Origin of the sequence: Neobacillus sp. D3-1R (assembly GCF_052180215.1) — a bacterium.
GTDB lineage: Bacteria > Bacillota > Bacilli > Bacillales > Cytobacillaceae > Pseudoneobacillus.
Map to the genome: position 1 here is coordinate 1,507,854 of NZ_CP197471.1, position 24,489 is coordinate 1,532,342.

Sequence of the window (24,489 nt, forward strand, 5' to 3'; positions counted from 1 at the left end):
AATTAAATCATTTCTTTAAGGGGTGTTTATATGGGGAAAATAGCTTTTATTTTTCCAGGTCAAGGATCTCAAACAGTAGGTATGGGGAAAAGTTTAGCGGAACAAAATGAAAAGGTTGACTCTTATTTTAAAAAAGCTGATGAAACCCTTCAAACTTCCTTATCCAATTTGATATTTAATGGGCCACAGGAAGAACTAACGTTAACAACCAATGCCCAACCTGCCTTATTAACGACAAGTATTGCGATTTTAGAATATTTCCGTGAATATAACGTACAAGCTGACTATGTAGCTGGACATAGCTTAGGTGAATATTCTGCATTAGTTGCTTCAGGGGCATTTTCTTTCGAGGAAGGTGTCTATGCTGTTCGAAAAAGAGGAGAACTAATGGAAGCTGCTGTGCCGAATGGTGAAGGAACTATGGCAGCCATTCTTGGTTTAGATCGTGAACCATTAGCCGAATTGACACAAACTGTATCAGATGCAGGGCATCCAGTTCAACTGGCTAATTTAAACTGTCCGGGTCAAATCGTTATTTCTGGATCAAGAAAAGGGGTAGAACTTGCATCTGAAAAGGCTAAAGAAGCTGGTGCCAAACGTGCAATCCCACTTGATGTTAGCGGTCCATTTCATTCCTCATTGATGCAGCCTGCTGCGGAAAAGTTTAATGAAATTCTTGATGGAATGAATATCGTGGATGCTAACATCCCAGTTATAGCTAATGTAACAGCGGAACCCGTTACCACTGCAAAAGAAATAAAAGAAAAATTAGTTGAACAACTATATTCCCCTGTATTATGGGAAGATTCAGTTCGAAAAATGATCGAGCTAGGTGTAGATACTTTTATTGAAATTGGCCCAGGGAAGGTTTTATCTGGGTTAGTTAAAAAGGTAAACAAATCTGTAAAAACGTTTGCTGTTTCGGATTTAGAAAGCTGTCAAGCAACAGTCGAAGCATTAAAGGAGGTAACGCAATGAACTTAGAAGGAAAAGTGGTTCTAGTTACAGGAGCATCTCGTGGTATTGGAAGGGAGATAGCCTTAGAATTTGCGAGACAGGGAGCTAATGTTGCCGTAAATTATTCTGGCAGTGAGGCAAAAGCTAATGAAGTTGTTGATATGATAAAAGAACTAGGTAGAGATGCTTTTGCAGTAAAATGTGATGTATCTATTTCTGATTCTGTAACAGAAATGGTAAAAGGAACCATTGAACGTTTTGGGAAATTAGATGTTCTTGTAAATAATGCAGGGATCACGAGAGATAATCTCTTAATGCGAATGAAAGAGGACGAATGGGATGATGTTATCAATATCAACCTAAAAGGTGTCTTCCTTTGTACAAAGGCTGTTACACGACAAATGATGAAACAACGTTACGGACGTATTATTAATGTTGCTTCTATTGTTGGGGTAAGTGGAAATCCTGGTCAGGCTAACTATGTAGCGGCCAAAGCCGGTGTCATTGGGTTAACGAAAACAAGTGCTAAAGAATTAGCTGCTCGCAATATTACAGTTAATGCGATTGCCCCTGGGTTTATCACAACAGATATGACGGATAAATTAACGGAGGAAGTAAAAAATGAAATGCTAAAAGCCATTCCATTAGCTCGATTTGGTGAGCCAAAGGATATTGCAAAAGTGGCTGCTTTTCTAGCGTCTGATGACAGCTCCTACATGACTGGTCAAACATTACACATAGATGGTGGAATGGTTATGTAAATACGAATAAAGAATGACTTTATTCTTTTTCCAAAATCCACTATAATGGCTTGAGGGGAGGTGAACGAGCATGGCAGAAGTATTAGAACGTGTTACAAAGGTGATTATTGACCGTTTAGGTGTTGAAGAATCTCAAGTGAAACTTGAAGCTTCTTTTAAAGAAGACCTTGGTGCAGATTCCCTTGATGTAGTTGAACTTGTAATGGAATTAGAAGATGAGTTTGATATGGAAATTTCTGACGATGATGCTGAAAAAATCGCAACAGTCGGTGACGCTGTGAATTACATACAAAGCAAATTGTAATCGTTAGGCTTAAAAGCTCCGTTTTTATTAACGGAGCTTTATTTCTATTTTTTAGCGGAATTTTTCTTCTAGCAAAAAATTATGAAAGTCGCTTCTGCACCTATTTCACGAAACATTAAAAATTGGTATTCTATATAAGTATGTCTTAGTTTCTTTGCGTTTTGCGAAGGGATTTCTTAAAATGGGTTTTAGAAGAAGACGTATACATTATTGTATTATGAAAATTGTCGAGCTCCAGCGCCTAGCCCCTCGATGGAAGAAGAAAAACCACTTCTTCCTTGGTCAAATAACCTCAAGCATATGAAGTCAAAATACAGACTTCATATGCTTGAGAACATTTGCTTGTCGGGGCTAAACAAGGCGCTTGCGCTTTTCTTATGGAATTAGAAAGTAAGGTGGAAAGTTATGCGCAAAAACAATAAAGAAAGTCAATCTAATCGCGCAAAGGATCAACTATTTAAACAATTTCAAGCAAAAATAGGAGTTCAATTTGCTGATGAAAAATTACTAAAACAAGCTTTTACACATTCATCCTATGTGAATGAGCATCGCAAAAAGCCTTTTGAGGATAACGAACGGCTTGAATTTTTAGGGGATGCAGTTCTTGAGTTAACCGTTTCACAATTTTTATTTAAAAAATATCCTTTAATGAGCGAGGGAGAGCTTACCAAGTTAAGAGCAGCTATAGTTTGCGAACCTTCACTCGTTTCTTTTGCAAATGAGCTTTCATTTGGTCAATTAATTCTATTAGGTAAGGGAGAAGAAATGACAGGTGGAAGGGAACGTCCCGCACTATTAGCTGACGTTTTTGAAGCATTCATCGGAGCTCTATATTTAGATAAAGGAATAGAAACGGTTATCGGATTTTTAGAAATGAACGTATATCCAAAAATTAATGCTGGTGCTTTTTCTCATGTGATGGATTTTAAAAGTCAACTACAAGAACTAATTCAAAGAGATGGAAATGGAACACTTGAATATCGCATTCTACAAGAAATCGGTCCTGCTCATAATCGTGAGTTCGTTTCAGTTGTTACGCTTAATGGTGTAGAACTAGGGGAAGGTACAGGAAGGTCAAAAAAGGAAGCTGAGCAGCATGCAGCGCAAATGGCTTTACAAAAACTAAAAACACAAGAAAATAGATAGAAAAAATTTTTTAGGGAAGGAGGAAAAATATGTTTTTAAAACGATTGGAGGTCGTTGGCTTTAAGTCATTTGCGGAACGCAGTATTGTTGAATTTGTCCCGGGTGTAACTGCTGTTGTCGGACCTAATGGAAGTGGTAAAAGTAATATAACAGATGCAATTCGTTGGGTGCTGGGAGAACAATCAGCTAAGTCCCTTCGTGGTGGGAAAATGGAAGATATTATTTTCGCTGGAAGTGATTCAAGAAGAGCTTTGAATTTTGCGGAAGTTACGTTAACCCTTGATAATGAAGACCATTTTCTACCGATCGATTATAGTGAAGTTAGTGTGACTAGACGGGTTTACCGCTCTGGTGATAGTGAATACTTAATTAACAAACAGCCGAGCCGTCTAAAAGATATTATTGATCTATTTATGGATTCAGGGCTTGGTCGGGAAGCTTTTTCGATTATTAGCCAAGGTAGAGTTGAGGAAATCTTAAATAGTAAGGCAGAAGAACGCCGGACGATTTTTGAAGAAGCTGCAGGGGTCTTGAAATATAAAACGAGGAAGAAGAAGGCTGAAGGTAAACTAACCGAAACGCAAGAAAACTTGAACCGTGTCACAGATATTTTACATGAATTAGAAGGACAAGTTGAACCATTAAAAATTCAGGCTTCAATGGCTAAAGAATTTATAGAGAAAAAAGAAGAACTGGAGAAATTTGAAGTTGCCTTAACTGTTTACGAAATAGAAGACCTTCATCGGAAATGGGAGACCATTTCAAAGCAACTTGAACAACATAAAGATGATGATATTAAGTTATCTTCAGAGGTTCAGTTAAAAGAAGCTAAGATTGAAGAAATGCGCGATCACATCACAGCTTTAGATGAATCCATTACAGATCTTCAAAATGTATTACTTCATACTAGTGAAGAACTTGAAAAGCTTGAAGGCAGAAAAGAAGTGTTAAAGGAACGTAAAAAGAACGCTTCACAGAATCGAGGTCAGCTGGAAAAAAATATTATTGAGCTAGCTGAGAAAGTTACCTTGTTATCCCAGCAAAAAAGTGAGCAAGAACTCATTGTTCAGACCCTTGAAAAAGAAGCTAAGGACTTGCAGGAACAACTAAATCATAAACGCGAGCAATTCCAACTGTTTAGCGAAAATATTGACGAAAAAATTGAATCATTAAAAAGTGAATATATTGATAAATTAAATGAACAAGCTAACGCTAAAAATGAAATCAAGTACATTGACCAGCAGCTTGAACAACAAAGCAATCGGACTTTGAAACTTGAAACGGAGAATGGAAAATATATTGCAGATCGAAACGTCATATTGGAAAAAAAAGAAGTTATTCAGTTAGAAATTAGTTCCGCTCAAAAGGAAATTGAAGGACAAGTCTATGCCTACAGAGAGAGCCAAAAAAAGCTTGAGTCATTAAAAAATGGATATCAAACCCAAGAAAAAACTTTATATCAGGCCTATCAATTCCTCCAACAAGCTAAATCTCGTAAGGAAATGCTTGAAGAGATGGAAGAGGATTTTTCTGGCTTTTTCCAAGGTGTTAAAGAAGTATTAAAGGCAAGAGGAACAAAGTTATCTGGGATTGAAGGGGCTATTGCTGAACTAATTCAGGTTCCAAAAGAATACGAGTTAGCTATTGAAACAGCTCTTGGCGGAGCTATGCAGCACATTGTGGTTGAAAATGAAGATAGCGGCAGAACAGCGATTCAATTCTTAAAACAGAATTCATATGGAAGAGCTACCTTTCTACCAAGGAACATTATCAAAGGAAAAAGTCTTTCAATGACTCAATTACAAATGATTAAAGGCCATCCCTCTTTTGTTGGAATGTCTTCAGATTTAATCAAGTATGATTCTAAATATGAAGATGTTATTTTGAATTTGTTAGGAAATGTAGTGATTACCAAGGATTTAAAAGGGGCAAACGAGATAGCAAAGCTTTTACAATATCGTTCTAGAATGGTTACCTTGGATGGGGATATTGTCAACCCTGGCGGATCCATGACCGGTGGAGCTATTAAACAAAAAAATTCATCATTATTATCACGTAAAGGTGAATTGGAAGATTTAAAGAATAAGCTCGCGGATATGGAAGATAAAACCTCCAAACTAGAACAATTGGTTAAAAAGTTAAAACAGGATATTGAAATTCAAGAAGAACGAATGGAAGTCTTAAGGAAAAACGGGGAGCAGTTACGTTTAAAAGAGCAATCCTTAAAGGGAAATCTCCGTGAAATTGAGGTTGAAGAAAAAAATAATAACGAACGATTATCTCTGTATGATATAGAGATGAAGCAATTTAAGCTTGATAAGCAAAAGCTTCTGGATAGAAAAGAGATATTAGATTCTCAACTAAATGAACTTGAAAAAGCTATCATTCTTTTAGATGAGCAAATTCAAAAATTAACGAATCAGCGGACCTCAGAAAAAAGTTCAAAAGATTCCTTAAGCGAAGAAATAAGTGATCTAAAAGTTGAGTATGCAGCAAAAAATGAACAACTTAGTCATGCAAAAGAAAGAATGCAATTTATTGTTATTCAATTAACAGAAAATGTTGATAAGCATAAATCATTTGAAGAGGACCTTTCCATCTTAAGTTCAGAGATGAATAATAGTCACTCAGGTGAGGAACAGCTAGAAACGGCGGCAAAGAAGAAGTTACAGGATAAGAATGAAACATTAAAGCTTATCACTTCAAGAAGAGAAGAGCGTCTTCGCTTAAATGACCAACTTGAGGACTCTGAGCTAGAAATAAAGGAATTTAAGCGAAGATATAAAGGTCTTGTGGAAGCTTTAAGGGATGAGGAAGTAAAGCTGAACCGCTTAGATGTGGAATTAGAAAATAAACTTGCCCATTTGCGTGAGGAATATTTACTATCTTTCGAGGGGGCAAAGGAAACGTATCCACTTGATATACCTATCGATGAAGCTCGTAAAAAAGTTAAATTAATTAAATTGGCGATAGATGAACTTGGAACTGTTAATTTAGGTGCGATAGAAGAATATGAACGTGTTTCAGAACGCTATGAGTTTTTATTAGAGCAGAAGACTGACCTTCAAGCAGCTAAGGATACTTTATTCCAAGTAATTGATGAAATGGATGATGAGATGAAAAAACGTTTCTCTCAAACATTTGAGGGAATAAAGAGTCATTTCGAACCTGTATTCCAAGCGTTATTTGGCGGAGGTCGATCAGAATTAAAGTTAACGAATCCAGAAGATTTATTAAACACTGGTGTTGAAATCGTTGCGCAGCCTCCTGGGAAAAAACTTCAAAATTTAGGGTTATTGTCTGGTGGAGAAAGAGCATTAACGGCTATTGCTTTACTTTTTGCTATCTTAAAGGTACGTCCTGTTCCGTTTTGTGTATTGGATGAAGTAGAGGCTGCTCTTGATGATGCCAATGTATTTCGTTTCAGCCAGTATTTAAAACGCTATAGCGTGGAGAATCAATTCATTGTGATTACCCACCGTAAGGGAACAATGGAAGGGGCAGACGTTCTATATGGTGTCACCATGCAAGAATCAGGTGTTTCCAAACTCGTCTCTGTAAGACTAGAAGACTCAAAGGAACTAGTTCCAGGAATATAAGCACCACCGATTTAACGCGGTAAACCGCCGGGGGTCAGACCCCCGGTGCGTTAATGTGAAAAAGTGAATGTTAAAGGAAGTGATAGAATGAGTTTTTTTAAGAAGTTAAAAGAAAAAATTACAAAGCAAACAGACTCTGTAACAGAAAAGTTTATAGAAGGATTAACTAAAACGCGAGAAGGCTTTTCTAACAAGGTTAATGATTTAGTAGCTCGTTATCGAAAAGTTGATGAAGAATTCTTTGAGGAATTAGAAGAAATTCTTATTCAGGCTGATGTTGGTTTTGACACCGTAATGCAGTTGATTGATGAATTAAAAATGGAAGTAAAGAGAAGAAACATCCAAGATTCATCTGATATTCAAAGTGTCATTTCAGAGAAACTCGTAGAAATTTATAAAGAAGCTGACGAAACATCTCCTGAAATAAATATTCAAGAAAATGGTCTTACTGTTGTCCTATTTGTTGGAGTTAATGGAGTTGGGAAAACGACCACGATTGGGAAGCTTGCACACAAATATAAAAGTGAAGGAAAAACAGTCTTGTTAGCAGCTGGAGACACTTTTAGGGCTGGTGCGATTGAACAGTTAGAGGTTTGGGGCGAACGTGTAGGCGTGGAGGTAATTAAACAAGAGGCAGGATCAGATCCTGCAGCTGTTATGTATGATGCCATCCAGTCGGCAAAGGCAAAAAAAGCGGATATCTTACTTTGTGACACAGCAGGTCGTTTACAAAACAAAGTAAATCTAATGAAAGAATTAGAAAAAGTAAAACGAGTCATTGAACGAGAAGTACCAGGTGCACCTCATGAAGTGTTACTGGTTCTTGATGCTACGACTGGTCAAAATGCTTTAATTCAAGCTAAAACATTTAAAGAAGCAACCAATGTATCTGGTATTGTTCTTTCTAAGCTAGATGGAACAGCCAAGGGTGGTATTGTTCTAGCTATTCGTAATGAATTAAAAATACCAGTGAAATTTGTAGGTCTTGGTGAGAAAATGGATGATTTACAAGAATTTGATGCAGAGAAGTATGTATATGGGCTCTTTGCTGAATTAATTGATAATGAAGCAGCAGAATAAAACTCTGTAAGTGTGTAAAGTTATCATCTTGACACTGCCTATAAATCTGTGTAAACTATCTTTTGTAAAGGCTTTTCACTTAACAAGGGGGAAGTAGCATGCTTGAAAAAACAACGCGAATGAATTATTTGTATGATTTTTATCATTCGTTGTTAACACCGAAGCAGCAAAGCTATATGTCTCTCTACTATTTAGATGACTTTTCACTAGGTGAAATTGCGGAGGAGTATAATGTTAGTCGACAAGCAGTATATGACAACATTAAACGTACCGAGACTATGTTAGAAGAGTACGAGGAAAAGCTATTGTTATTTCAGAAATTTAAAGAGAGAAATAAGCTAATTCAGAATTTAAAGGACTTAGCTGAAGAAGAAAATCTCTCTCGATCGGCTATTGCCGAAGCAATTGCTGAACTCGAGAAATTAGATTAGGAGGCGGCATATATGGCATTTGAAGGTTTAGCCGACCGTCTGCAAAATACAATCCAAAAAATCCGTGGAAAAGGCAAAGTAACAGAAGCTGATATTAAAGAAATGATGCGTGAGGTTCGGTTAGCATTGCTGGAAGCTGACGTAAACTTTAAAGTAGTGAAAGACTTTGTTAAAAAGGTAAGTGAGAGAGCGGTTGGACAAGAAGTTCTTAAAAGCTTAACACCAGGACAACAAATTATTAAAGTAGTTCAAGAAGAATTAACCGAATTGATGGGCGGGGAGCACAGTAAAATAGCTGCTTCTCATCGACCACCTACTGTCATTATGATGGTTGGATTACAAGGTGCCGGTAAAACGACTACAACTGGTAAATTAGCCAATTTACTTCGAAAAAAATACAACCGTAGCCCTTTACTTGTTGCAGGTGATATTTATCGTCCGGCAGCTATTAAACAACTTGAAACACTAGGAAAACAATTAGGTATGCCTGTTTTTTCACTAGGGGATCAAGTAAGTCCTGTCGAAATTTCAAAACAAGCAATCGAAAAGGCTAAAGAAGACCATAATGACTATGTCTTAATCGATACAGCAGGACGTCTTCATGTCGATGAACATTTAATGGATGAATTAAAAAACATTAAAGAATTGACAAAGCCTGATGAAATATTCCTTGTTGTGGATGCTATGACAGGACAAGATGCAGTAAATGTTGCGCAAAGCTTTAATGAACAACTTGGACTTACAGGAGTTGTTTTAACAAAGCTTGATGGCGATACTCGTGGGGGAGCTGCTTTATCCATCCGTGCTGTCACTAACACACCGATTAAATTTATCGGTATGGGTGAAAAAATGGATGCCCTTGAGCCGTTCCATCCAGAGCGTATGGCATCCCGTATTCTTGGTATGGGTGACGTATTAACTTTAATTGAAAAAGCTCAGGCTTCAGTGGATGAAGAGAAAGCGAAAGAATTAGAGCAGAAGATGAGAACAGCATCTTTTACTCTCGATGACTTTCTTGACCAATTAGGACAAGTTCGTAAACTCGGACCATTAGATGAAATTCTAAAAATGATGCCGGGGGCTAATAAAATTAAAGGTCTTAACAACATCCAAGTGGATGAAAAACAAATTGCACATGTCGAAGCCATCATCCGTTCGATGACAAAGGCGGAAAAAACTCAGCCTGAAATGATCAACGGTAATCGTAAAAAACGGATTGCAAAAGGTAGTGGACGTTCTGTTACAGAAGTCAACCGTCTATTAAAGCAATTCGAAGATATGAAAAAAATGATGAAGCAAATGACTAGTATGCAACAAAAAGGTAAGAAAAAAGGTGGCTTTAAGTTGCCGTTTAAGCCTTTCTAACTTACTATCAAATAATTTTTTGTGAAAAATTTGGATGTAAAGAAAAAACACTTTACAAACCATTTGGATTTCTGTTATTATTCTATCTTGTGTGAAACTATTCGGAGGTGCTTATTAAAATGGCAGTTAAAATTCGTTTAAAACGTATGGGAGCAAAAAAATCTCCTTTCTATCGTATTGTTGTTGCAGATTCTCGTTCTCCTCGTGACGGACGTTACATTGAAGTGGTTGGAACTTACAATCCTGTAACTCAACCAGCTGCAGTACAAATCAATGAAGAATTAGTGTTAAAATGGTTACAAGATGGTGCAAAACCTTCTGATACAGTGCGTAACCTTTTCTCTAAAGAAGGCATCATGGAAAAATTCCATAATGCAAAAAACTCTAAGTAATTGAAAGAAGTGCCGGACTATGAAACAGTTAATCGAGACGATTGTTAAACCCCTTGTAGATCATCCAGAAGATGTTCATGTGAATGTCGTAGAAGAGGATTATCGCGTAACCTACCAGCTTTCTGTCAACAAGAATGACATGGGAAAAGTAATTGGAAAGCAAGGGCGTGTTGCAAAAGCGATACGAACTGTTGTCTATGCCGCAGGAACTTCACAACAGAAGAAAATCTATTTAGAGATTAATGAGTAATTATCCAAAAGAAGGAGGGGAAACCCTCCTTCTTTTACATATAAACAGCCTAAGGAATACATATCCTTCTTTGCACAAGGCTGTTTCCGTATAGATTGAGGTTTTAGTAAAAATCCTAAATTCCGGATTTTTACAGCTTTCCTTAATGAGTGAGCAGCTCTTTTCTTGATTTTTAGAAGAATTTTAATCAAATTCTAATGTAAAATCACTCTTTATTAGTTATAAAAGCCACAAAGTTTTAGAAAAGAGCCTTGCACAAATAAACTGATTGGAGGTTCATCATGAAAATTCTTCAAACAGTCGTGGTAAAACAAGTGCTAACGGAGAAAAGTAAAAAAGAGCTTCTTAAAAAATTTGAGGAAAACATCTCACAGCTTCAAAAAGAATTTGACCAGCTTCAGTTTGAACAAAAAAGATTTGAAAAACAAAGCAAAACACTCACCAAAAATGTCCGCGATCATTTTAATAGAGAAACTCAAGCACGACACGAAAAAATAAAGTTAATTTCATTTCAAATTGAACAATTAAAACTACTTCCATTAGGGAGTGAAATAAAGGAAAGAGAAGTTCAAGCGATTTCAGAGATTAAAGTTGGAGACAATTGGGAGCAAAATTGGAGTCGGTCTGAGATTGTTATCAAAGATGGTATTGTCCAAGAAATTCGCTAGAGGTGAAGAAAGCATGGAAAAATGGTTTAATGTTGGAAAAATCGTCAATACCCACGGAATACAAGGAGAGATTCGAGTAATCTCTACTACTGACTTTGGAGAAGAACGATTTAAAAAAGGAAATACATTATTTTTATTTATGGATGAAAATAAGGAACCTTTTGAAGTGAAAATTGCTAGTCACCGTACTCATAAGAATTTTGAACTGCTAACTTTTGAAGGGTTTCAGAATATTAATTTGGTTGAGAAGTTTAAGGGAGGAATCCTAAAAATCCCTGAAAGCCAATTAACACCATTAGAAGAAAACGAATTTTATTTCCATGAGATTATTGGCTGTGAGATTTTTACTTTAGATGGGGAATTAGTAGGGGAAATTAGAGAGATTTTAACACCTGGTGCTAATGACGTTTGGGTAATAAAAGGTAAAGGCGGAAAGGAAATCTTAATTCCTTATATTGAACAAGTGGTAAAAGTAATTGACGTAAAAAATAAGAAGATCATCATTGATCCAATAGAAGGTCTTTTATCATGATGAAAATAGATGTTTTAACATTATTTCCAGAAATGTTTGAAGGTGTGTTTGGACATTCGATTTTAAAAAAAGCTGCAGAGAAAGAGGCTGTTCACTATCATGTAACCAATTTCCGATCCTATGCCGATAACAAACATCAAACGGTTGATGATTATCCTTATGGCGGAGGAGCTGGGATGGTATTAAAGCCACAGCCTATTTTTGGTGCTGTACAGAGTTTGCAAAGCAAAAATGAAGGTCAATCTAGCAGAGTGATTCTTCTTTGCCCTCAAGGTGAACGATTTACACAAAAAAAGGCCGAGGAATTAGCAGAAGAAAAGCATCTCATTTTTATATGCGGTCATTATGAAGGTTATGACGAAAGAATCAGAGAAAATCTTGTAACGGATGAAATTTCAATTGGTGATTATGTGTTAACAGGCGGAGAGCTTGGGGCAATGGTTGTAATTGATAGTGTTGTCCGTCTCCTTCCTGAAGTATTGGGTAACCAAGAGTCACATCAACAAGATTCATTTAGTACTGGATTGTTAGAACATCCGCATTACACACGCCCTGCTGATTTTCGCGGTTTAAAAGTACCTGATGTATTAATGTCTGGAAACCATCAGAAAATAAAAGAATGGCGTGTTAAAGAATCACTTCGTCGAACACTTACAAGACGTCCTGATCTTCTTGAACATATCGATCTTACAAGTGAACAACAAAAATGGCTTGAGGAAATTCGAAAAGAAATGAATTAGATATTGAAAAGCCTTACTCGTTATGATAAGATACTATTTGTGACTTAGGCAAATATGCCTGTCTGTATTAAGATGTTCCGCTGCAACGAAAGAGATTTGTAAGAGCATCTGTTGGAAGGAGTTGAAAACGATGCAACAATTAATTAAAGAAATCACTCAAGAACAACTTCGTACTGATCTTCCTGCTTTCCGTCCTGGTGATACTGTACGTGTACACGTAAAAGTTATCGAGGGTACTCGTGAGCGTATTCAGTTATTTGAAGGTGTTGTGATTAAGCGTCGTGGTGGTGGCATCAGCGAAACTTTTACAGTACGTAAAGTTTCTTACGGTGTAGGCGTTGAGCGTACATTCCCTGTACACACACCAAAAATCGCGAAGCTAGAAGTTATCCGTCGTGGTAAAGTTCGCCGTGCGAAGTTATACTATCTACGTAACCTTCGTGGTAAAAAAGCTCGTATTAAAGAAATTCGATAATGAAAAAAGAAAAGGGCTTGGTTATCAAGCCCTTTTTTTATCGATTGTAAAAAATTTGTTCCCATCGTGTTTATTATCCTGAAGTTTTGTAAAATAAGTATATATAACTTTAACTTAGAATGGTGGGGAAATGATGACAAAGAAAAAAAGTGAAATATGGGAATGGACAAAGGCTCTCGTGATTGCAGTTGCGTTAGCAGCGATTATTCGCTATTTCTTTTTCGCTCCGATTGTAGTAGATGGATTATCAATGATGCCGACTCTTCATGACCAAGATCGAATGATTGTTAATAAATTAAATTATAAAATTAGTGAACCAAAACGATTTGATATCATTGTTTTCCATGCACCTGAAAACAAAGACTACATAAAAAGAATTATTGGTCTTCCAGGAGATAAAATTGAATACAAAGATGATACACTTTTCATAAATGGGAGAGCCTATGAAGAGCCCTATTTAGATGAATATAAAAAGCAAGTTATTGATGGTCCATTAACAGACCCATTTACTTTAGAAGAGAAAATAGGTAGAGAAACTGTTCCAGAAGGACATTTATTCGTTATGGGGGACAATAGACGGTTTAGTAAAGATAGTCGACATATTGGGACCGTACCCATGGAAAAGGTGTTAGGAAATACAAGTATTATTTATTGGCCGCCAGAAGATTTTCGTCTGGTAAAATAGTTGTAGTAGGAGGTGGCTATCTTGACGATTCAATGGTTTCCAGGCCATATGGCCAAAGCTCGTAGAGAAGTCACAGAAAAGCTTAAACTTGTAGATATTATTATTGAATTATTAGATGCACGTATTCCTCTATCATCGCGAAATCCGATGATTGATGAAATCATTCAACACAAACCTCGTTTAGTACTTTTAAATAAAGCAGATATGGCAGATCAATCCGTAACAAATGAATGGGTAGCTTATTTTGCTGAAAAGGGTATTAAAGCTTTACCGATAAATGCACAAGCAGGCGAGGGAATGAAAACCATAGTTTCTGCAGCGAAGGAAATCCTTAAAGAAAAATTTGATCGTTTGAGAGCAAAGGGTGTTGTTAATCCTAGGGCGATTCGAGCAATGATTGTAGGAATTCCGAATGTAGGAAAGTCTACATTAATTAATCGGCTAGCAAATAAAAATATTGCTAAAACCGGAAATACACCTGGTGTTACGAAATCACAGCAATGGATTAAAGTGGGAAAAGAATTAGAGCTTTTAGATACTCCAGGTATTTTATGGCCAAAGTTTGAAGACCAAGACGTTGGATTAAAATTGGCTGTTACTGGAGCAATAAAGGATACGATTTTAAATCTGGAAGATTTAGCTGTCTATGCCTTACGAATGCTGGAAAAGCGGTACCCGGAACGCTTAGAAGAACGATTTAAGCTAAAGGAAATACCTAATGATTTAGTTGAACTTTATGATCATGTAGGTAAATTGCGTGGTTGTCTGGCTGGTGGCGGTCTTGTTGATTATGATAAAGTCTCTGAACTTGTTGTTAGAGAAATTAGATCCGAAAAATTTGGGAGAATTTCGTTAGAAAGCCCAAGAGATTTAATTTTGGAAGAAGAATAGGATAAAGGTCCTCCAGTAGAGGGCCTTTATTTTTTGCGAATACCAGCCGATAAAAATAATAGAAAGTTTTCAAAACCCGTTTGCATCAAAGCATAACCTAGGAGAAAAGAATATGATTATGAAAACTGTGCAAGAAGTCGAGAACCTATTAAGAGAAATTGATGATAGAGACAATCCAATTATAAAAATACTTTCAAAAGACAGACGAAAAGGTGTTAAACAACTACTGGATCGTTGGGAAAAGAAAATTAATCAGGCTGAGTTAGCAAAAGAGAAATTTGAAGAAATGACCCTCTTTGAGAAGAAATATCGTAGCAAGGGTTACCAATTAATAGCTGGTGTTGATGAAGTTGGTAGAGGACCTTTAGCAGGGCCGGTAGTAGCTGCTGCTGTGATATTACCTGCAGATTTTTATTTAAGCGGCATTGATGATTCTAAAAAACTGTCTGATAAAAAACGAGAGGAATACTTTAGAATTATTAATGAACAAGCTATTGCCATTGGCATGGGAATGGTTGAGGCAGAAGTTATTGATGAAATGAATATATACGAGGCAACTAAAAAGGCTATGAATATTGCAATATCCACTCTCACAAAGCAGCCAGAAGTCATTTTAATTGATGCTATGAAGCTTGATACGCCATTCTTAACAGAATCCATCATAAAAGGGGATGCTAAAAGTATCTCCATCGCAGCTGCTTCTATTATTGCAAAGGTTACAAGAGACCGAATGATGAAGGATTATTCTGTGCAATACCCCTATTATCGGTTTGAGCAAAACATGGGATATGGGACCAGAGAACATCTTGAAGCCATAAATAAATATGGAATTACCCCGTTACATCGGAAAAGCTTTGCACCTATTAAAGATTTAAATGCAAACTAAAGAGGGTGAGTACAATCGTTTCTTCTATCATTTCTTCCGTTTTTAAACAGGATAGTAAACAACAACTTCAGCCAACTTCATTAAGACCTGGTCAAATTTTCAATGGAAAAATCCTGAAACTTTTTCCAAATCAAACGGCAGAAGTACAAATAGGAAATCAAAAAATGATTGCTCAGCTAGATATTGCTCTTCAGGCAGGTAGCCGCTATTGGCTCCAGGTTCAGCCAGGAGAGGGTAAAATCTATTTGAAGGTACTAAATAATATTTCAGGTGTTTCGTCCAATCAAGACAGCCTTGAGGCGGTATTAAGAGCATTTGGTCTTACTGGCTCAAAAGAAAATCTCGATATTATTCCCTTTTTTTTAAAGGAACAATTGCCTGTAAGTAAGGAAATTCTTCAACAAACGGCTAATTGGATCAAAAATATGGATCATCCTGAACAAGGGCTAAATACAATTAAATGGATGATGCAGCAAGGTTATCCGATGAAGAAAGAGATTTTTCAATCATTAGTGTCCATGCAATCTCAAACTCCTTTAACAGAACTAATGAGGAAGTTTTATGATCAGGTAAACTTAGAAGGCGATAAGAGTACCGTTTCTAATTCTCTAAAACAAATTCTAACCAGCTTTATTACAAATGAATCTAAGCAGGTTGGAGAAAAAATACTTCGAACTATAATTACTAAATGGGTAAACGAGGAAGATGATGGGGTTCCTTTTTCAATCATAAAAAAGTTGGGTTTTTTCCCTATGCATACGGATGAAAATACTATCTTAAGAGAAACCATGAAAAATAGTAATTTTCCAGATAAAATACCAACAATTAGGCAAAATGTAATAAGTTCTCAGGTTGAACTTAATGAACAAGTTAAACAAATTTTACAGTCTCTAAAATTACAAGATCAAGTCGTTATGATGTTACCTTCAAAATTAATAGAGTTGATGAAGCAATCTATCTCTGTTAATGAAAAGCACTTTTTAGAAACAATCATATCAACAGAAATCCTTCCATCATCCAGAGAAATTGATGACCAATTTCATCCTATTTTTAAAAAAATGATTCATTCAATTGGTTTTCAATATGAAAAAGACATCTTTGATCACTTTAAAGGTTTAGAAAATGATCCTGTAAAACAAGAATCGTTAAAGAGTTTATTAATTCAGTATGTAAAGGATGAATCAAATTTTTCGGAAAAGCAAACTGGTGAACAACTATTACAAAGAATAAACGGAATGCAATTGTTATCTAAGGAAATGGGGCCGCTTATGCAGGTAGTTATGCAAATCCCTATTCCATTATGGACTAGTGTTCCAGAATTAACACTTCAATGGAGCGGTCGAAAAACAGAGGAAGGGAAAATTGATCCTAACTTTTGTCGTATTCTCTTTTATTTGGAGTTAGAAAATCTAAAAGAAACAATGGTTGATTTAAAAATACAAAACCGAGTTGTAAGTATAAAAATTATTAATGATCAACATCAATGGCTACAAAATTTAAAACCATTACATGATTTATTAAAAGAAAACTTAAAGGGAATGGATTATCATCTATCTTCTTTACAATTTGTAAAAGCAAATAACGATCAAATGGGTAAGGAAAGAAAAGGGGAATTTCCAACGATTTATGAAAATCAATCCTATTCTGGGGTGGATATAAAAGTATGATGGAACAAAAAAGAAAAGAAGCAATCGCCTTAGGATATAAACCTGAAAAACAAGATGCACCAATAGTAGTGGCGAAAGGCTCTGGTTTGGTAGCGGATAATATCATTCAAAAAGCAAGAGAGAATAATATACCGATACAAGAGGATTCTTCACTTGTTCAACTATTATCTCAACTGGAAATAAATCAAACGATTCCTGATGAATTATACCAAGTCGTTGCGGAGGTATTTGCTTTTATATATCGTGCAGATCAAAATTTAAAAAATCAAGACCATTGACAGGGAATTTAATATGACCAGTCAATGGTATTTGTTTTTTTAGAAAAATAATATTAGGCACTTCAAACCATTTTAAGGTATAAAATAAAGGAATTATTATCCGGAATTTCTAAAGAAATATAATTTTTTATGCTTAATGGTAGACAAGGTATGTGTCATTTAATAAAATGAAAGCGCAGTTATTTTTTTTGAACAGTTTGATAGGAGGATGGGAAATGAATATCCATGAGTATCAAGGGAAAGAAATCCTCAGACAATACGGGGTAATGGTTCCAAACGGTAAAGTGGCATTCACAGTAGAAGAAGCTGTAGAAGCAGCCAAAGAGCTTGGCACGCAGATTAATGTTGTGAAAGCGCAGATTCACGCTGGTGGACGGGGTAAAGCTGGTGGAGTAAAAGTTGCTAAAAACCTTGATGAAGTTCGTACATATGCAAGTGAAATCCTAGGGAAAACACTTGTAACGCACCAAACAGGTCCAGAAGGAAAAGAAGTAAAGCGTTTACTGATTGAAGAAGGCTGCGATATCAAAAAAGAATATTACGTTGGTCTAGTTCTAGATCGTGCTACTTCAAGAGTCGTTTTAATGGCATCTGAAGAAGGTGGAACAGAAATTGAAGAAGTTGCTGAAGCAACTCCTGAAAAAATCTTTAAAGAAGTGATTGATCCTGTTGTTGGATTATCAGCTTATCAAGCAAGACGAATTGCATTCAACATAAATATTCCTAAAGAACTAATCGGTCAAGCTGTTAAGTTCATGATGGGCTTATACAATGCATTTGTTGAAAAGGATTGCTCTATTGCAGAAATCAATCCATTAGTTGTTACAGGCGATGGAAAAGTTATGGCATTAGACGCAAAACTTAACTTTGATTCCAATGCTCTATACCGTCATAAAGATATTTTAGAATACCGTGATTTAGACGAAGAAGATGCAAAAGAAATCGAAGCATCAAAATATGACCTAAGCTATATTTCTTTAGAAGGAAATATCGGTTGTATGGTTAATGGTGCAGGTTTAGCTATGGCTACAATGGATATTGTAAAGCATTATGGTGGAGACCCGGCTAACTTCCTTGATGTTGGGGGCGGTGCTACAGCTGAGAAGGTTACTGAAGCTTTCAAAATCATCCTTTCTGATCCAAACGTTAAAGGTATATTTGTTAATATCTTTGGCGGAATTATGAAGTGTGACGTAATTGCAACTGGAGTTGTTGAGGCTGCTAAGCAAGTTGGCTTATCTGTACCTCTAGTTGTTCGTTTAGAAGGAACTAATGTTGACTTAGGTAAACAAATTCTAAACGAATCTGGTCTTAACATCATTGCTGCAGAATCAATGGCAGACGGTGCACAGAAGATTGTTTCATTAGTTTAATAGGATTTTGAAAGGAGAATTGACGTGAGCGTATTTATTAATAAAGATACTAAAGTCATTGTTCAAGGTATTACGGGTTCTACAGCCCTTTTTCATACAAAACAAATGCTTGAGTACGGTACAAAAATTGTCGGTGGTGTAACTCCTGGTAAAGGTGGCACTGAAGTTGAAGGTGTACCTGTATTTAATACTTTAGAAGAAGCAGTTAAAGTAACTGGAGCAAATGCCTCAGTAATCTACGTTCCAGCACCATTTGCGGCAGATGCTATTCTAGAAGCTGTTGATGCAGAATTAGATTTAGCTATTTGTATTACAGAGCATATTCCTGTATTAGATATGGTGAAAGTTAAGCGTTATATGGAAGGCAAGAAAACACGTCTAGTTGGACCAAACTGTCCAGGTGTTATTACTCCAGAAGAATGTAAAATTGGTATCATGCCTGGGTATATTCACACTAAAGGGCATGTTGGAGTTGTATCACGTTCAGGAACTTTAACCTATGAAGCTGTTCATCAATTAACTCAAGCAGGAATTGGTCAATCTACAGCTGTTGGTATTGGTGGAGACCCTGTAAATGGTACAAACTTCATTGATGTATTAAAAGCATTCAATGAAGATCCTGAAACGTATGCTGTCATTATGATCGGAGAAATTGGTGGAACAGCCGAAGAAGAAGCAGCGGAATGGGTAAAAGCGAATATGACTAAACCTGTTGTTGGCTTCATCGGTGGCCGTACTGCGCCTCCAGGAAAACGTATGGGACATGCTGGTGCCATCATTTCTGGCGGTAAAGGAACTGCTGATGAAAAAATCCGTGTTATGAATGAATGTGGAATTAAAGTTGCTGACACTCCTTCTGTAATGGGTGAAACATTAATTGGCGTGCTTAAAGAGCAAGGTTTATACGATAAGTGTAAAACACACTAATATCTATCTAACACACCATTGTTTACAAAGTCCCTCTTCTAAAGAGGGACTATTTTAACTTAGGGAGGAACTATATAATGGAAGAATTTCGGCAAAGATTCATTTATCTATGTCACTATCCAGGAATAACGTGGAATGAGGTATATCAAATCCTAAAGAGTGACCCTCAGCTTAAAAACATTAACCTCTATCACCCGCGACATTTATCACCTATTTCTTTATCCGCGAATGCCCACCCATCCTCATCATTTCTATATGAAAACTCACACGATTATCTGCATGACCAAATACGACAATACTCCTCAAATGGCATAGAAGTAGTTACTTATTTTGATAAGCATTATCCTAATATGTTAAAAGAAATCTACCAACCACCTTGGTGCTTATTTCTTAAGGGAAACAAAGCATTGTTAGAAGAAGGAAAAAAGCTGGCTATAGTAGGTTCTAGGCAGGCTACTCCTTATGGACAAAATGTCCTGCAACAAATACTCCCTACACTTTTGAATAATCATATAGTAATTGTTAGCGGTCTCGCGAGAGGTATTGATGCACTTGCTCATCAAACAACGATTGATTACGGTGGAAAAACGATTGCCGTTATAGCTGGAGGACACTATCATATTTATCCGGAAGAAAATCGAAAACTAGCATTTAAAATAGCTTCAGAACATTTAATCATCTCTGAATATCCACCCGAAACAAGACCATCCAAATGGCAATTTCCTGCAAGGAATCGAATTATTAGTGGACTATGTGAGGGAACCTTAATTATTGAGGCTAAAAGGAAAAGCGGTTCATTAATAACAGCTAACTATGCGGTTCAAGAAGGTAGGGAGGTTTTTGCGGTCCCAGGAAGTATTTTTAGCCCTTATTCAGCTGGGACGAATGAGTTAATTCAACAAGGTGCAAAGCTCATTATGACAGGAGAAGATATTTTAGAAGAATTAAGGGGCTAAAGGTCACAAGTTTTTTTATCATGAAAATGGCAAAATCCTTGTATATTTCATAAATAAGGTTTAAAATGCAGGGAATTCATGTTATTTTCAAAGAATTTAGTGGAAAAAGGTTGAAATTCTTTCCGTAATGGTATACATTTTGCAACAGGTATTTTATTTTTAAGTGATTGAATGAAATCGTTTTCTTGACCAAGAGTCTACTAACGAAATAATAAGTTTTAACAATGTTTATTGACAACGGTAGGATATATCGTTAATAATAATGGATATTTTAATCCCTCTAAGGAGGACAAATGATGTCGGAGTTTTTAGTAATCGTTGAATCGCCTGCAAAAGCGAAAACGATTGAAAGGTATTTAGGTAAAAAATATAAAGTAAAAGCTTCCATGGGGCACCTTATCGATTTACCTAAAAGCCAAATGGGAGTAGACGTTGAAAACAACTTTGAACCGAAATATATTACCATTCGTGGGAAGGGTCCCATTTTAAAAGAATTAAAATCAGCTGCAAAAAAGGCGAAAAAAGTTTATCTTGCAGCCGACCCTGATAGAGAGGGAGAGGCTATCGCTTGGCATCTAGCTAAAACGTTAAATATCGATACCACATCTGATTGCCGGGTAGTATTTAATGAAATAACTAAAGAGGCAATTAAGGAGTCCTTTAAACATCCAAGATCTATTAATATGGATTTGGTGGACGCACAGCAGGCAAGACGTGTTTTAGACCGCCTAGTTGGATATAACATTAGTCCTCTTTTTTGGAAAAAAGTGAAAAAGGGTCTGAGTGCTGGTAGAGTTCAATCAGTTGCAGTCCGTCTCATTATTGATCGGGAAAATGAAATCAAAGAGTTTGTTCCTGAAGAATACTGGACCATTGAAGGTGAATTTTTAAAAGGGAAGGAACCATTCGAGGCTAGCTTTTTCGGTGTGAACGGGAAGAAGGTAGAACTAACTTCCGAAGATGATGTAAAAACCATTTTAAAACAAATGAGTGATAACAAGTTCGTAGTAGACTCTGTTACGAAAAAGGAGCGTAAACGAAATCCTGCACCACCGTTTACTACATCTTCCTTACAACAGGAAGCTGCTCGAAAATTAAACTTTCGTACCAAAAAGACAATGATGCTTGCTCAACAGCTTTACGAAGGGATCGAACTTGGTAAAGAGGGAACTGTCGGTTTAATTACTTATATGAGAACAGACTCAACTAGAATTTCTGAGGTTGCACAAGCTGAAGCTAATAGCTTTATTGAAACATCCTATGGGAAAGAATATTTGCTTGAAGCTGCACGTAAAGAAAAGAAACAGACGAATGCACAAGATGCTCATGAGGCAATTAGGCCAACTAGCACATTAAGAGACCCGCAGTCAATGAAGGATTTCTTGTCAAGAGATCAATTCCGTTTATATAAGTTAATTTGGGAACGTTTTGTTGCTAGCCAAATGGCTTCAGCTATTATGGATACGATGTCAGTAGATTTGAAAAATGGCAATGTCATTTTCAGAGCAAACGGTTCTAAAGTAAAATTCCCTGGTTTTATGAAGGTTTACGTGGAAGGTACAGATGACCAAACGGATGAGCGTGACAAATTGCTTCCTAATCTTGCTGAGGGTGATGTTATTGTAAAAAAAGATATCGATCCAAAGCAGCACTTTACACAGCCTCCTCCAAGATACACGGAAGCTCGTCTTGTAAAGACACTAGAAGAATTAGGTATTGGTAGACCATCTACTTTTGCTCCTACCTTAGATACCATTCAAAAACGTGGATATGTTACTCTAGACAATAAACGTTTTATACCTACTGAATTAGGTGAAATCGTTACTCAATTAATTTTAGAGTTTTTTCCAGAAGTTATAAATGTTGAGTTTACAGCGAAGATGGAACAAGGACTTGATGATATTGAGGATGGAAAAGTGAATTGGGTTAAAATCATAGATGATTTTTATCGTGATTTTGAAACCCATTTGGAAAAAGCTGAAAAAGAAATGGAAAAAGTAGAAGTAAAAGATGAACCCGCTGGTGAAGATTGTGAAGAGTGCGGAAGCCCAATGGTATATAAAATGGGTCGATACGGTAAATTTATGGCTTGCAGTAATTTCCCAGATTGTCGTAATACGAAGCCAATTGTGAAAGATATTGGAGTAAAATGTCCAAACTGTGAAAAAGGGAATATTATTGAGCGTAAAAGTAAAAAACGTAGAATTTTTTATGGATGTGACCAATTCCCTGAATGTGACTTCTTATCTTGGGATAAACCACTTGCAAGACCATGTCCAAAGTGTGAAAGTCTCTTAGTAGAAAAGAAATTAAAAAAGGGAATACAAGTCCAATGTATTCAATGTGATTATAAGGAAGAACAGCAAAGTTAAGGGTGAGTTTACGACTCACTCTTTTCTTTTGGTTAAGAAATTTATAAATTTTGAACTTAAGAAAAACGGTAGACGAAGTTTTTCGTAATCCAGCTCCAGCGCCTAGCCCCTTGATGGAAGAAGAAAAATCACTTCTTCCTTGGTCAAATAACCTCTAGTGGAAGAAGTCGAAGTTCAGACTTCTTCCACTAGAGAACATTTGCTTGTCGGGGCTGTACAAGGCGCTTGCGCATTTTGTTTTGTGTAAAAAAAATGCTTAAAGCTTTTTTATTTGATAGTAGTATTGTAAAATGCAAAATGGGTATGAATGAGAATAGTGTAGAAAATTATATCTAAATAACCATAATAGAAAAGAATCATTTTTAAATTTGAAGTCTACTATAGTAGTTCGCTTTTCTAACAGGAGGAAAATCCATGAATGAAACTTATGTAAATGTTATTGGTGCAGGATTGGCAGGTAGTGAAGCAGCCTGGCAAATTGCCAAAAGAGGAATAAATGTTAGATTATATGAAATGCGCCCTGTCAAACAAACTCCAGCTCATCATACGGACAAGTTCGCTGAATTAGTTTGCAGCAATTCATTAAGAGCTAATACCTTAACAAATGCAGTTGGAGTTTTAAAAGAAGAAATGAGAAATCTTGATTCCGTTATTATAAAAGCAGCAGATGAATGTGCAGTCCCTGCTGGTGGGGCACTAGCGGTTGACCGACATGATTTTGCAGCACGTGTTACAGATCTAGTTAAAAATCATCCCAATGTAACAGTCATAAATGAAGAGGTAGCCGAAATTCCGGAGGGACCAACGATAATAGCAACTGGTCCATTAACAAGCGCAGCTCTTTCATCTAGCTTGAAGAATCTGACAGGTGAAGATTATTTATATTTTTATGATGCGGCAGCTCCTATTATTGAAAAAGATAGCATAAATATGGATAAGGTGTATTTAAAATCCCGTTATGATAAAGGTGAAGCAGCCTATTTAAATTGTCCAATGAACGAAGAGGAATTTGATCGCTTTTATGAGGCCTTAATTTCTGCTGAAACAGTTCCGTTGAAGGAATTTGAAAAAGAAATCTTTTTTGAAGGTTGTATGCCTATTGAGGTAATGGCGAATCGAGGCAAGAAAACAATGTTATTTGGCCCGATGAAGCCAGTAGGTTTAGAAGATCCGCGTACGGGTAAAAGACCATATGCTGTTGTTCAATTAAGACAGGATGATGCAGCAGGAACTCTTTATAATATTGTAGGATTCCAAACTCATTTAAAATGGGGACCTCAAAAGGAAGTATTACAGTTAATTCCAGGATTAGAAAATGCAGAGATTGTAAGATACGGTGTTATGCATCGCAACACCTTTATTAATTCACCAAAGGTTTTGAATGCAACCTACCAATTTAAAAATCGCCCGAATTTATTCTTTGCTGGACAAATGACTGGAGTAGAAGGATATGTGGAGTCAGCTGCAAGTGGTTTAATTGCTGGGATTAATGCTGCTAGACTAGTTGACGGAGAAGAAACCGTTGAATTTCCGCCTGAAACAGCAATTGGTAGTATGGCACGTTATATAACAACAGCAAATCCTAAGAACTTTCAGCCTATGAATGCAAACTTTGGTCTATTCCCAGAACTACCAGTAAAAATAAAAGGTAAAAAAGAGAGATATGAACAACATGCTAATAGAGCATTAGAAACAATTCAGAACTTTGCGAAAAATTTGTAAAATTAATTGCAAGGGCTATTAATGTATGATAA

At 36.4% G+C, this 24,489-nt stretch carries 24 protein-coding genes; all 24 read left to right on the plus strand.

The window, feature by feature from the left end:
• Positions 1-30 precede the first annotated feature (30 nt).
• Positions 31-978, plus strand: a complete 948-nt coding sequence (gene fabD, locus ACSBPO_RS07680) for an ACP S-malonyltransferase (protein WP_442599466.1) — start codon at positions 31-33, stop codon at positions 976-978.
• Complete coding sequence (gene fabG, locus ACSBPO_RS07685) at positions 975-1,718, plus strand: 3-oxoacyl-[acyl-carrier-protein] reductase (protein ID WP_442599467.1); 744 nt, start codon at positions 975-977, stop codon at positions 1,716-1,718. The genes fabD and fabG overlap by 4 nt, the downstream gene beginning before the upstream one ends.
• Positions 1,719-1,788: 70 nt before the next feature.
• Positions 1,789-2,022 (plus strand): acyl carrier protein, encoded by a 234-nt coding sequence (gene acpP / locus ACSBPO_RS07690; protein ID WP_442599468.1) that lies wholly within the window; start codon positions 1,789-1,791, stop codon positions 2,020-2,022.
• Positions 2,023-2,427: 405 nt separating this feature from the next.
• A complete protein-coding gene (gene rnc, locus ACSBPO_RS07695) occupies positions 2,428-3,168 on the plus strand; it encodes a ribonuclease III (protein WP_442599469.1) in 741 nt (246 codons plus the stop codon).
• Positions 3,169-3,197: 29 nt separating this feature from the next.
• The gene (gene smc / locus ACSBPO_RS07700; RefSeq protein WP_442599470.1) at positions 3,198-6,767 is read left to right on the plus strand and encodes a chromosome segregation protein SMC; all 3,570 of its coding nucleotides are present in this window, start codon (positions 3,198-3,200) and stop codon (positions 6,765-6,767) included.
• 87 nt (positions 6,768-6,854) lie between these two features.
• Complete coding sequence (gene ftsY, locus ACSBPO_RS07705) at positions 6,855-7,847, plus strand: signal recognition particle-docking protein FtsY (protein ID WP_442599471.1); 993 nt, start codon at positions 6,855-6,857, stop codon at positions 7,845-7,847.
• A 98-nt stretch (positions 7,848-7,945) separates the two neighbouring features.
• Entirely contained in the window at positions 7,946-8,278 is a 333-nt protein-coding gene (locus tag ACSBPO_RS07710; RefSeq protein WP_442599472.1) for a putative DNA-binding protein, read from the plus strand.
• 12 nt (positions 8,279-8,290) lie between these two features.
• Positions 8,291-9,643, plus strand: coding sequence for a signal recognition particle protein (gene ffh / locus ACSBPO_RS07715; protein ID WP_442599473.1), 1,353 nt, complete (start codon positions 8,291-8,293; stop codon positions 9,641-9,643).
• A gap of 119 nt (positions 9,644-9,762) precedes the next feature.
• The gene (gene rpsP / locus ACSBPO_RS07720) at positions 9,763-10,035 is read left to right on the plus strand and encodes a 30S ribosomal protein S16 (protein WP_442599474.1); all 273 of its coding nucleotides are present in this window, start codon (positions 9,763-9,765) and stop codon (positions 10,033-10,035) included.
• 19 nt (positions 10,036-10,054) lie between these two features.
• A complete protein-coding gene (locus tag ACSBPO_RS07725) occupies positions 10,055-10,285 on the plus strand; it encodes a KH domain-containing protein (protein WP_442599475.1) in 231 nt (76 codons plus the stop codon).
• A 281-nt stretch (positions 10,286-10,566) separates the two neighbouring features.
• Complete coding sequence (locus ACSBPO_RS07730; RefSeq protein ID WP_442599476.1) at positions 10,567-10,953, plus strand: YlqD family protein; 387 nt, start codon at positions 10,567-10,569, stop codon at positions 10,951-10,953.
• Between the two features lie 13 nt (positions 10,954-10,966).
• On the plus strand, positions 10,967-11,485 hold the full coding sequence (gene rimM, locus ACSBPO_RS07735) for a ribosome maturation factor RimM (protein WP_442599477.1): 519 nt from the start codon (positions 10,967-10,969) through the stop codon (positions 11,483-11,485).
• The gene (trmD, locus tag ACSBPO_RS07740; RefSeq protein ID WP_442599478.1) at positions 11,482-12,225 is read left to right on the plus strand and encodes a tRNA (guanosine(37)-N1)-methyltransferase TrmD; all 744 of its coding nucleotides are present in this window, start codon (positions 11,482-11,484) and stop codon (positions 12,223-12,225) included. Before rimM ends, trmD begins: the two co-directional genes overlap by 4 nt.
• A gap of 130 nt (positions 12,226-12,355) precedes the next feature.
• Positions 12,356-12,700, plus strand: coding sequence for a 50S ribosomal protein L19 (gene rplS, locus ACSBPO_RS07745; RefSeq protein ID WP_377876144.1), 345 nt, complete (start codon positions 12,356-12,358; stop codon positions 12,698-12,700).
• A gap of 133 nt (positions 12,701-12,833) precedes the next feature.
• Positions 12,834-13,385, plus strand: coding sequence for a signal peptidase I (gene lepB, locus ACSBPO_RS07750; protein WP_442599479.1), 552 nt, complete (start codon positions 12,834-12,836; stop codon positions 13,383-13,385).
• 21 nt (positions 13,386-13,406) lie between these two features.
• Entirely contained in the window at positions 13,407-14,276 is an 870-nt protein-coding gene (ylqF, locus tag ACSBPO_RS07755; protein ID WP_442599480.1) for a ribosome biogenesis GTPase YlqF, read from the plus strand.
• Positions 14,277-14,388: 112 nt separating this feature from the next.
• A complete protein-coding gene (locus ACSBPO_RS07760) occupies positions 14,389-15,162 on the plus strand; it encodes a ribonuclease HII (protein ID WP_442599481.1) in 774 nt (257 codons plus the stop codon).
• Positions 15,163-15,167: 5 nt separating this feature from the next.
• Positions 15,168-16,829, plus strand: coding sequence for a hypothetical protein (locus tag ACSBPO_RS07765; protein WP_442599482.1), 1,662 nt, complete (start codon positions 15,168-15,170; stop codon positions 16,827-16,829).
• Positions 16,829-17,107, plus strand: a complete 279-nt coding sequence (locus ACSBPO_RS07770; protein WP_442600329.1) for an EscU/YscU/HrcU family type III secretion system export apparatus switch protein — start codon at positions 16,829-16,831, stop codon at positions 17,105-17,107. The genes ACSBPO_RS07765 and ACSBPO_RS07770 overlap by 1 nt, the downstream gene beginning before the upstream one ends.
• A gap of 215 nt (positions 17,108-17,322) precedes the next feature.
• Positions 17,323-18,480 carry an ADP-forming succinate--CoA ligase subunit beta gene (sucC, locus tag ACSBPO_RS07775; RefSeq protein ID WP_442599483.1) on the plus strand — a complete coding sequence of 386 codons (1,158 nt, stop codon included), beginning with the start codon at positions 17,323-17,325 and terminating at the stop codon, positions 18,478-18,480.
• Positions 18,481-18,504: 24 nt separating this feature from the next.
• Positions 18,505-19,407 carry a succinate--CoA ligase subunit alpha gene (gene sucD / locus ACSBPO_RS07780; protein ID WP_442599484.1) on the plus strand — a complete coding sequence of 301 codons (903 nt, stop codon included), beginning with the start codon at positions 18,505-18,507 and terminating at the stop codon, positions 19,405-19,407.
• A 77-nt stretch (positions 19,408-19,484) separates the two neighbouring features.
• Positions 19,485-20,363 carry a DNA-processing protein DprA gene (gene dprA, locus ACSBPO_RS07785; protein ID WP_442599485.1) on the plus strand — a complete coding sequence of 293 codons (879 nt, stop codon included), beginning with the start codon at positions 19,485-19,487 and terminating at the stop codon, positions 20,361-20,363.
• Between the two features lie 296 nt (positions 20,364-20,659).
• Positions 20,660-22,735 (plus strand): type I DNA topoisomerase, encoded by a 2,076-nt coding sequence (gene topA / locus ACSBPO_RS07790; RefSeq protein WP_442599486.1) that lies wholly within the window; start codon positions 20,660-20,662, stop codon positions 22,733-22,735.
• Between the two features lie 414 nt (positions 22,736-23,149).
• Positions 23,150-24,457: an FADH(2)-oxidizing methylenetetrahydrofolate--tRNA-(uracil(54)-C(5))-methyltransferase TrmFO gene (gene trmFO, locus ACSBPO_RS07795; RefSeq protein ID WP_442599487.1), complete on the plus strand. Its 1,308-nt coding sequence runs from the start codon at positions 23,150-23,152 to the stop codon at positions 24,455-24,457.
• Positions 24,458-24,489 lie beyond the last annotated feature (32 nt).

Coding starts and splice junctions, on each gene's coding strand:
- fabD (WP_442599466.1), top strand. CDS start 31: ATGGGGAAAATAGCTTTTATTTTTCCAGGTCAAGGATCTCAAACAGTA.
- fabG (WP_442599467.1), top strand. CDS start 975: ATGAACTTAGAAGGAAAAGTGGTTCTAGTTACAGGAGCATCTCGTGGT.
- acpP (WP_442599468.1), top strand. CDS start 1,789: ATGGCAGAAGTATTAGAACGTGTTACAAAGGTGATTATTGACCGTTTA.
- rnc (WP_442599469.1), top strand. CDS start 2,428: ATGCGCAAAAACAATAAAGAAAGTCAATCTAATCGCGCAAAGGATCAA.
- smc (WP_442599470.1), top strand. CDS start 3,198: ATGTTTTTAAAACGATTGGAGGTCGTTGGCTTTAAGTCATTTGCGGAA.
- ftsY (WP_442599471.1), top strand. CDS start 6,855: ATGAGTTTTTTTAAGAAGTTAAAAGAAAAAATTACAAAGCAAACAGAC.
- ACSBPO_RS07710 (WP_442599472.1), top strand. CDS start 7,946: ATGCTTGAAAAAACAACGCGAATGAATTATTTGTATGATTTTTATCAT.
- ffh (WP_442599473.1), top strand. CDS start 8,291: ATGGCATTTGAAGGTTTAGCCGACCGTCTGCAAAATACAATCCAAAAA.
- rpsP (WP_442599474.1), top strand. CDS start 9,763: ATGGCAGTTAAAATTCGTTTAAAACGTATGGGAGCAAAAAAATCTCCT.
- ACSBPO_RS07725 (WP_442599475.1), top strand. CDS start 10,055: ATGAAACAGTTAATCGAGACGATTGTTAAACCCCTTGTAGATCATCCA.
- ACSBPO_RS07730 (WP_442599476.1), top strand. CDS start 10,567: ATGAAAATTCTTCAAACAGTCGTGGTAAAACAAGTGCTAACGGAGAAA.
- rimM (WP_442599477.1), top strand. CDS start 10,967: ATGGAAAAATGGTTTAATGTTGGAAAAATCGTCAATACCCACGGAATA.
- trmD (WP_442599478.1), top strand. CDS start 11,482: ATGATGAAAATAGATGTTTTAACATTATTTCCAGAAATGTTTGAAGGT.
- rplS (WP_377876144.1), top strand. CDS start 12,356: ATGCAACAATTAATTAAAGAAATCACTCAAGAACAACTTCGTACTGAT.
- lepB (WP_442599479.1), top strand. CDS start 12,834: ATGACAAAGAAAAAAAGTGAAATATGGGAATGGACAAAGGCTCTCGTG.
- ACSBPO_RS07760 (WP_442599481.1), top strand. CDS start 14,389: ATGATTATGAAAACTGTGCAAGAAGTCGAGAACCTATTAAGAGAAATT.
- ACSBPO_RS07770 (WP_442600329.1), top strand. CDS start 16,829: ATGGAACAAAAAAGAAAAGAAGCAATCGCCTTAGGATATAAACCTGAA.
- sucC (WP_442599483.1), top strand. CDS start 17,323: ATGAATATCCATGAGTATCAAGGGAAAGAAATCCTCAGACAATACGGG.
- dprA (WP_442599485.1), top strand. CDS start 19,485: ATGGAAGAATTTCGGCAAAGATTCATTTATCTATGTCACTATCCAGGA.
- topA (WP_442599486.1), top strand. CDS start 20,660: ATGTCGGAGTTTTTAGTAATCGTTGAATCGCCTGCAAAAGCGAAAACG.
- trmFO (WP_442599487.1), top strand. CDS start 23,150: ATGAATGAAACTTATGTAAATGTTATTGGTGCAGGATTGGCAGGTAGT.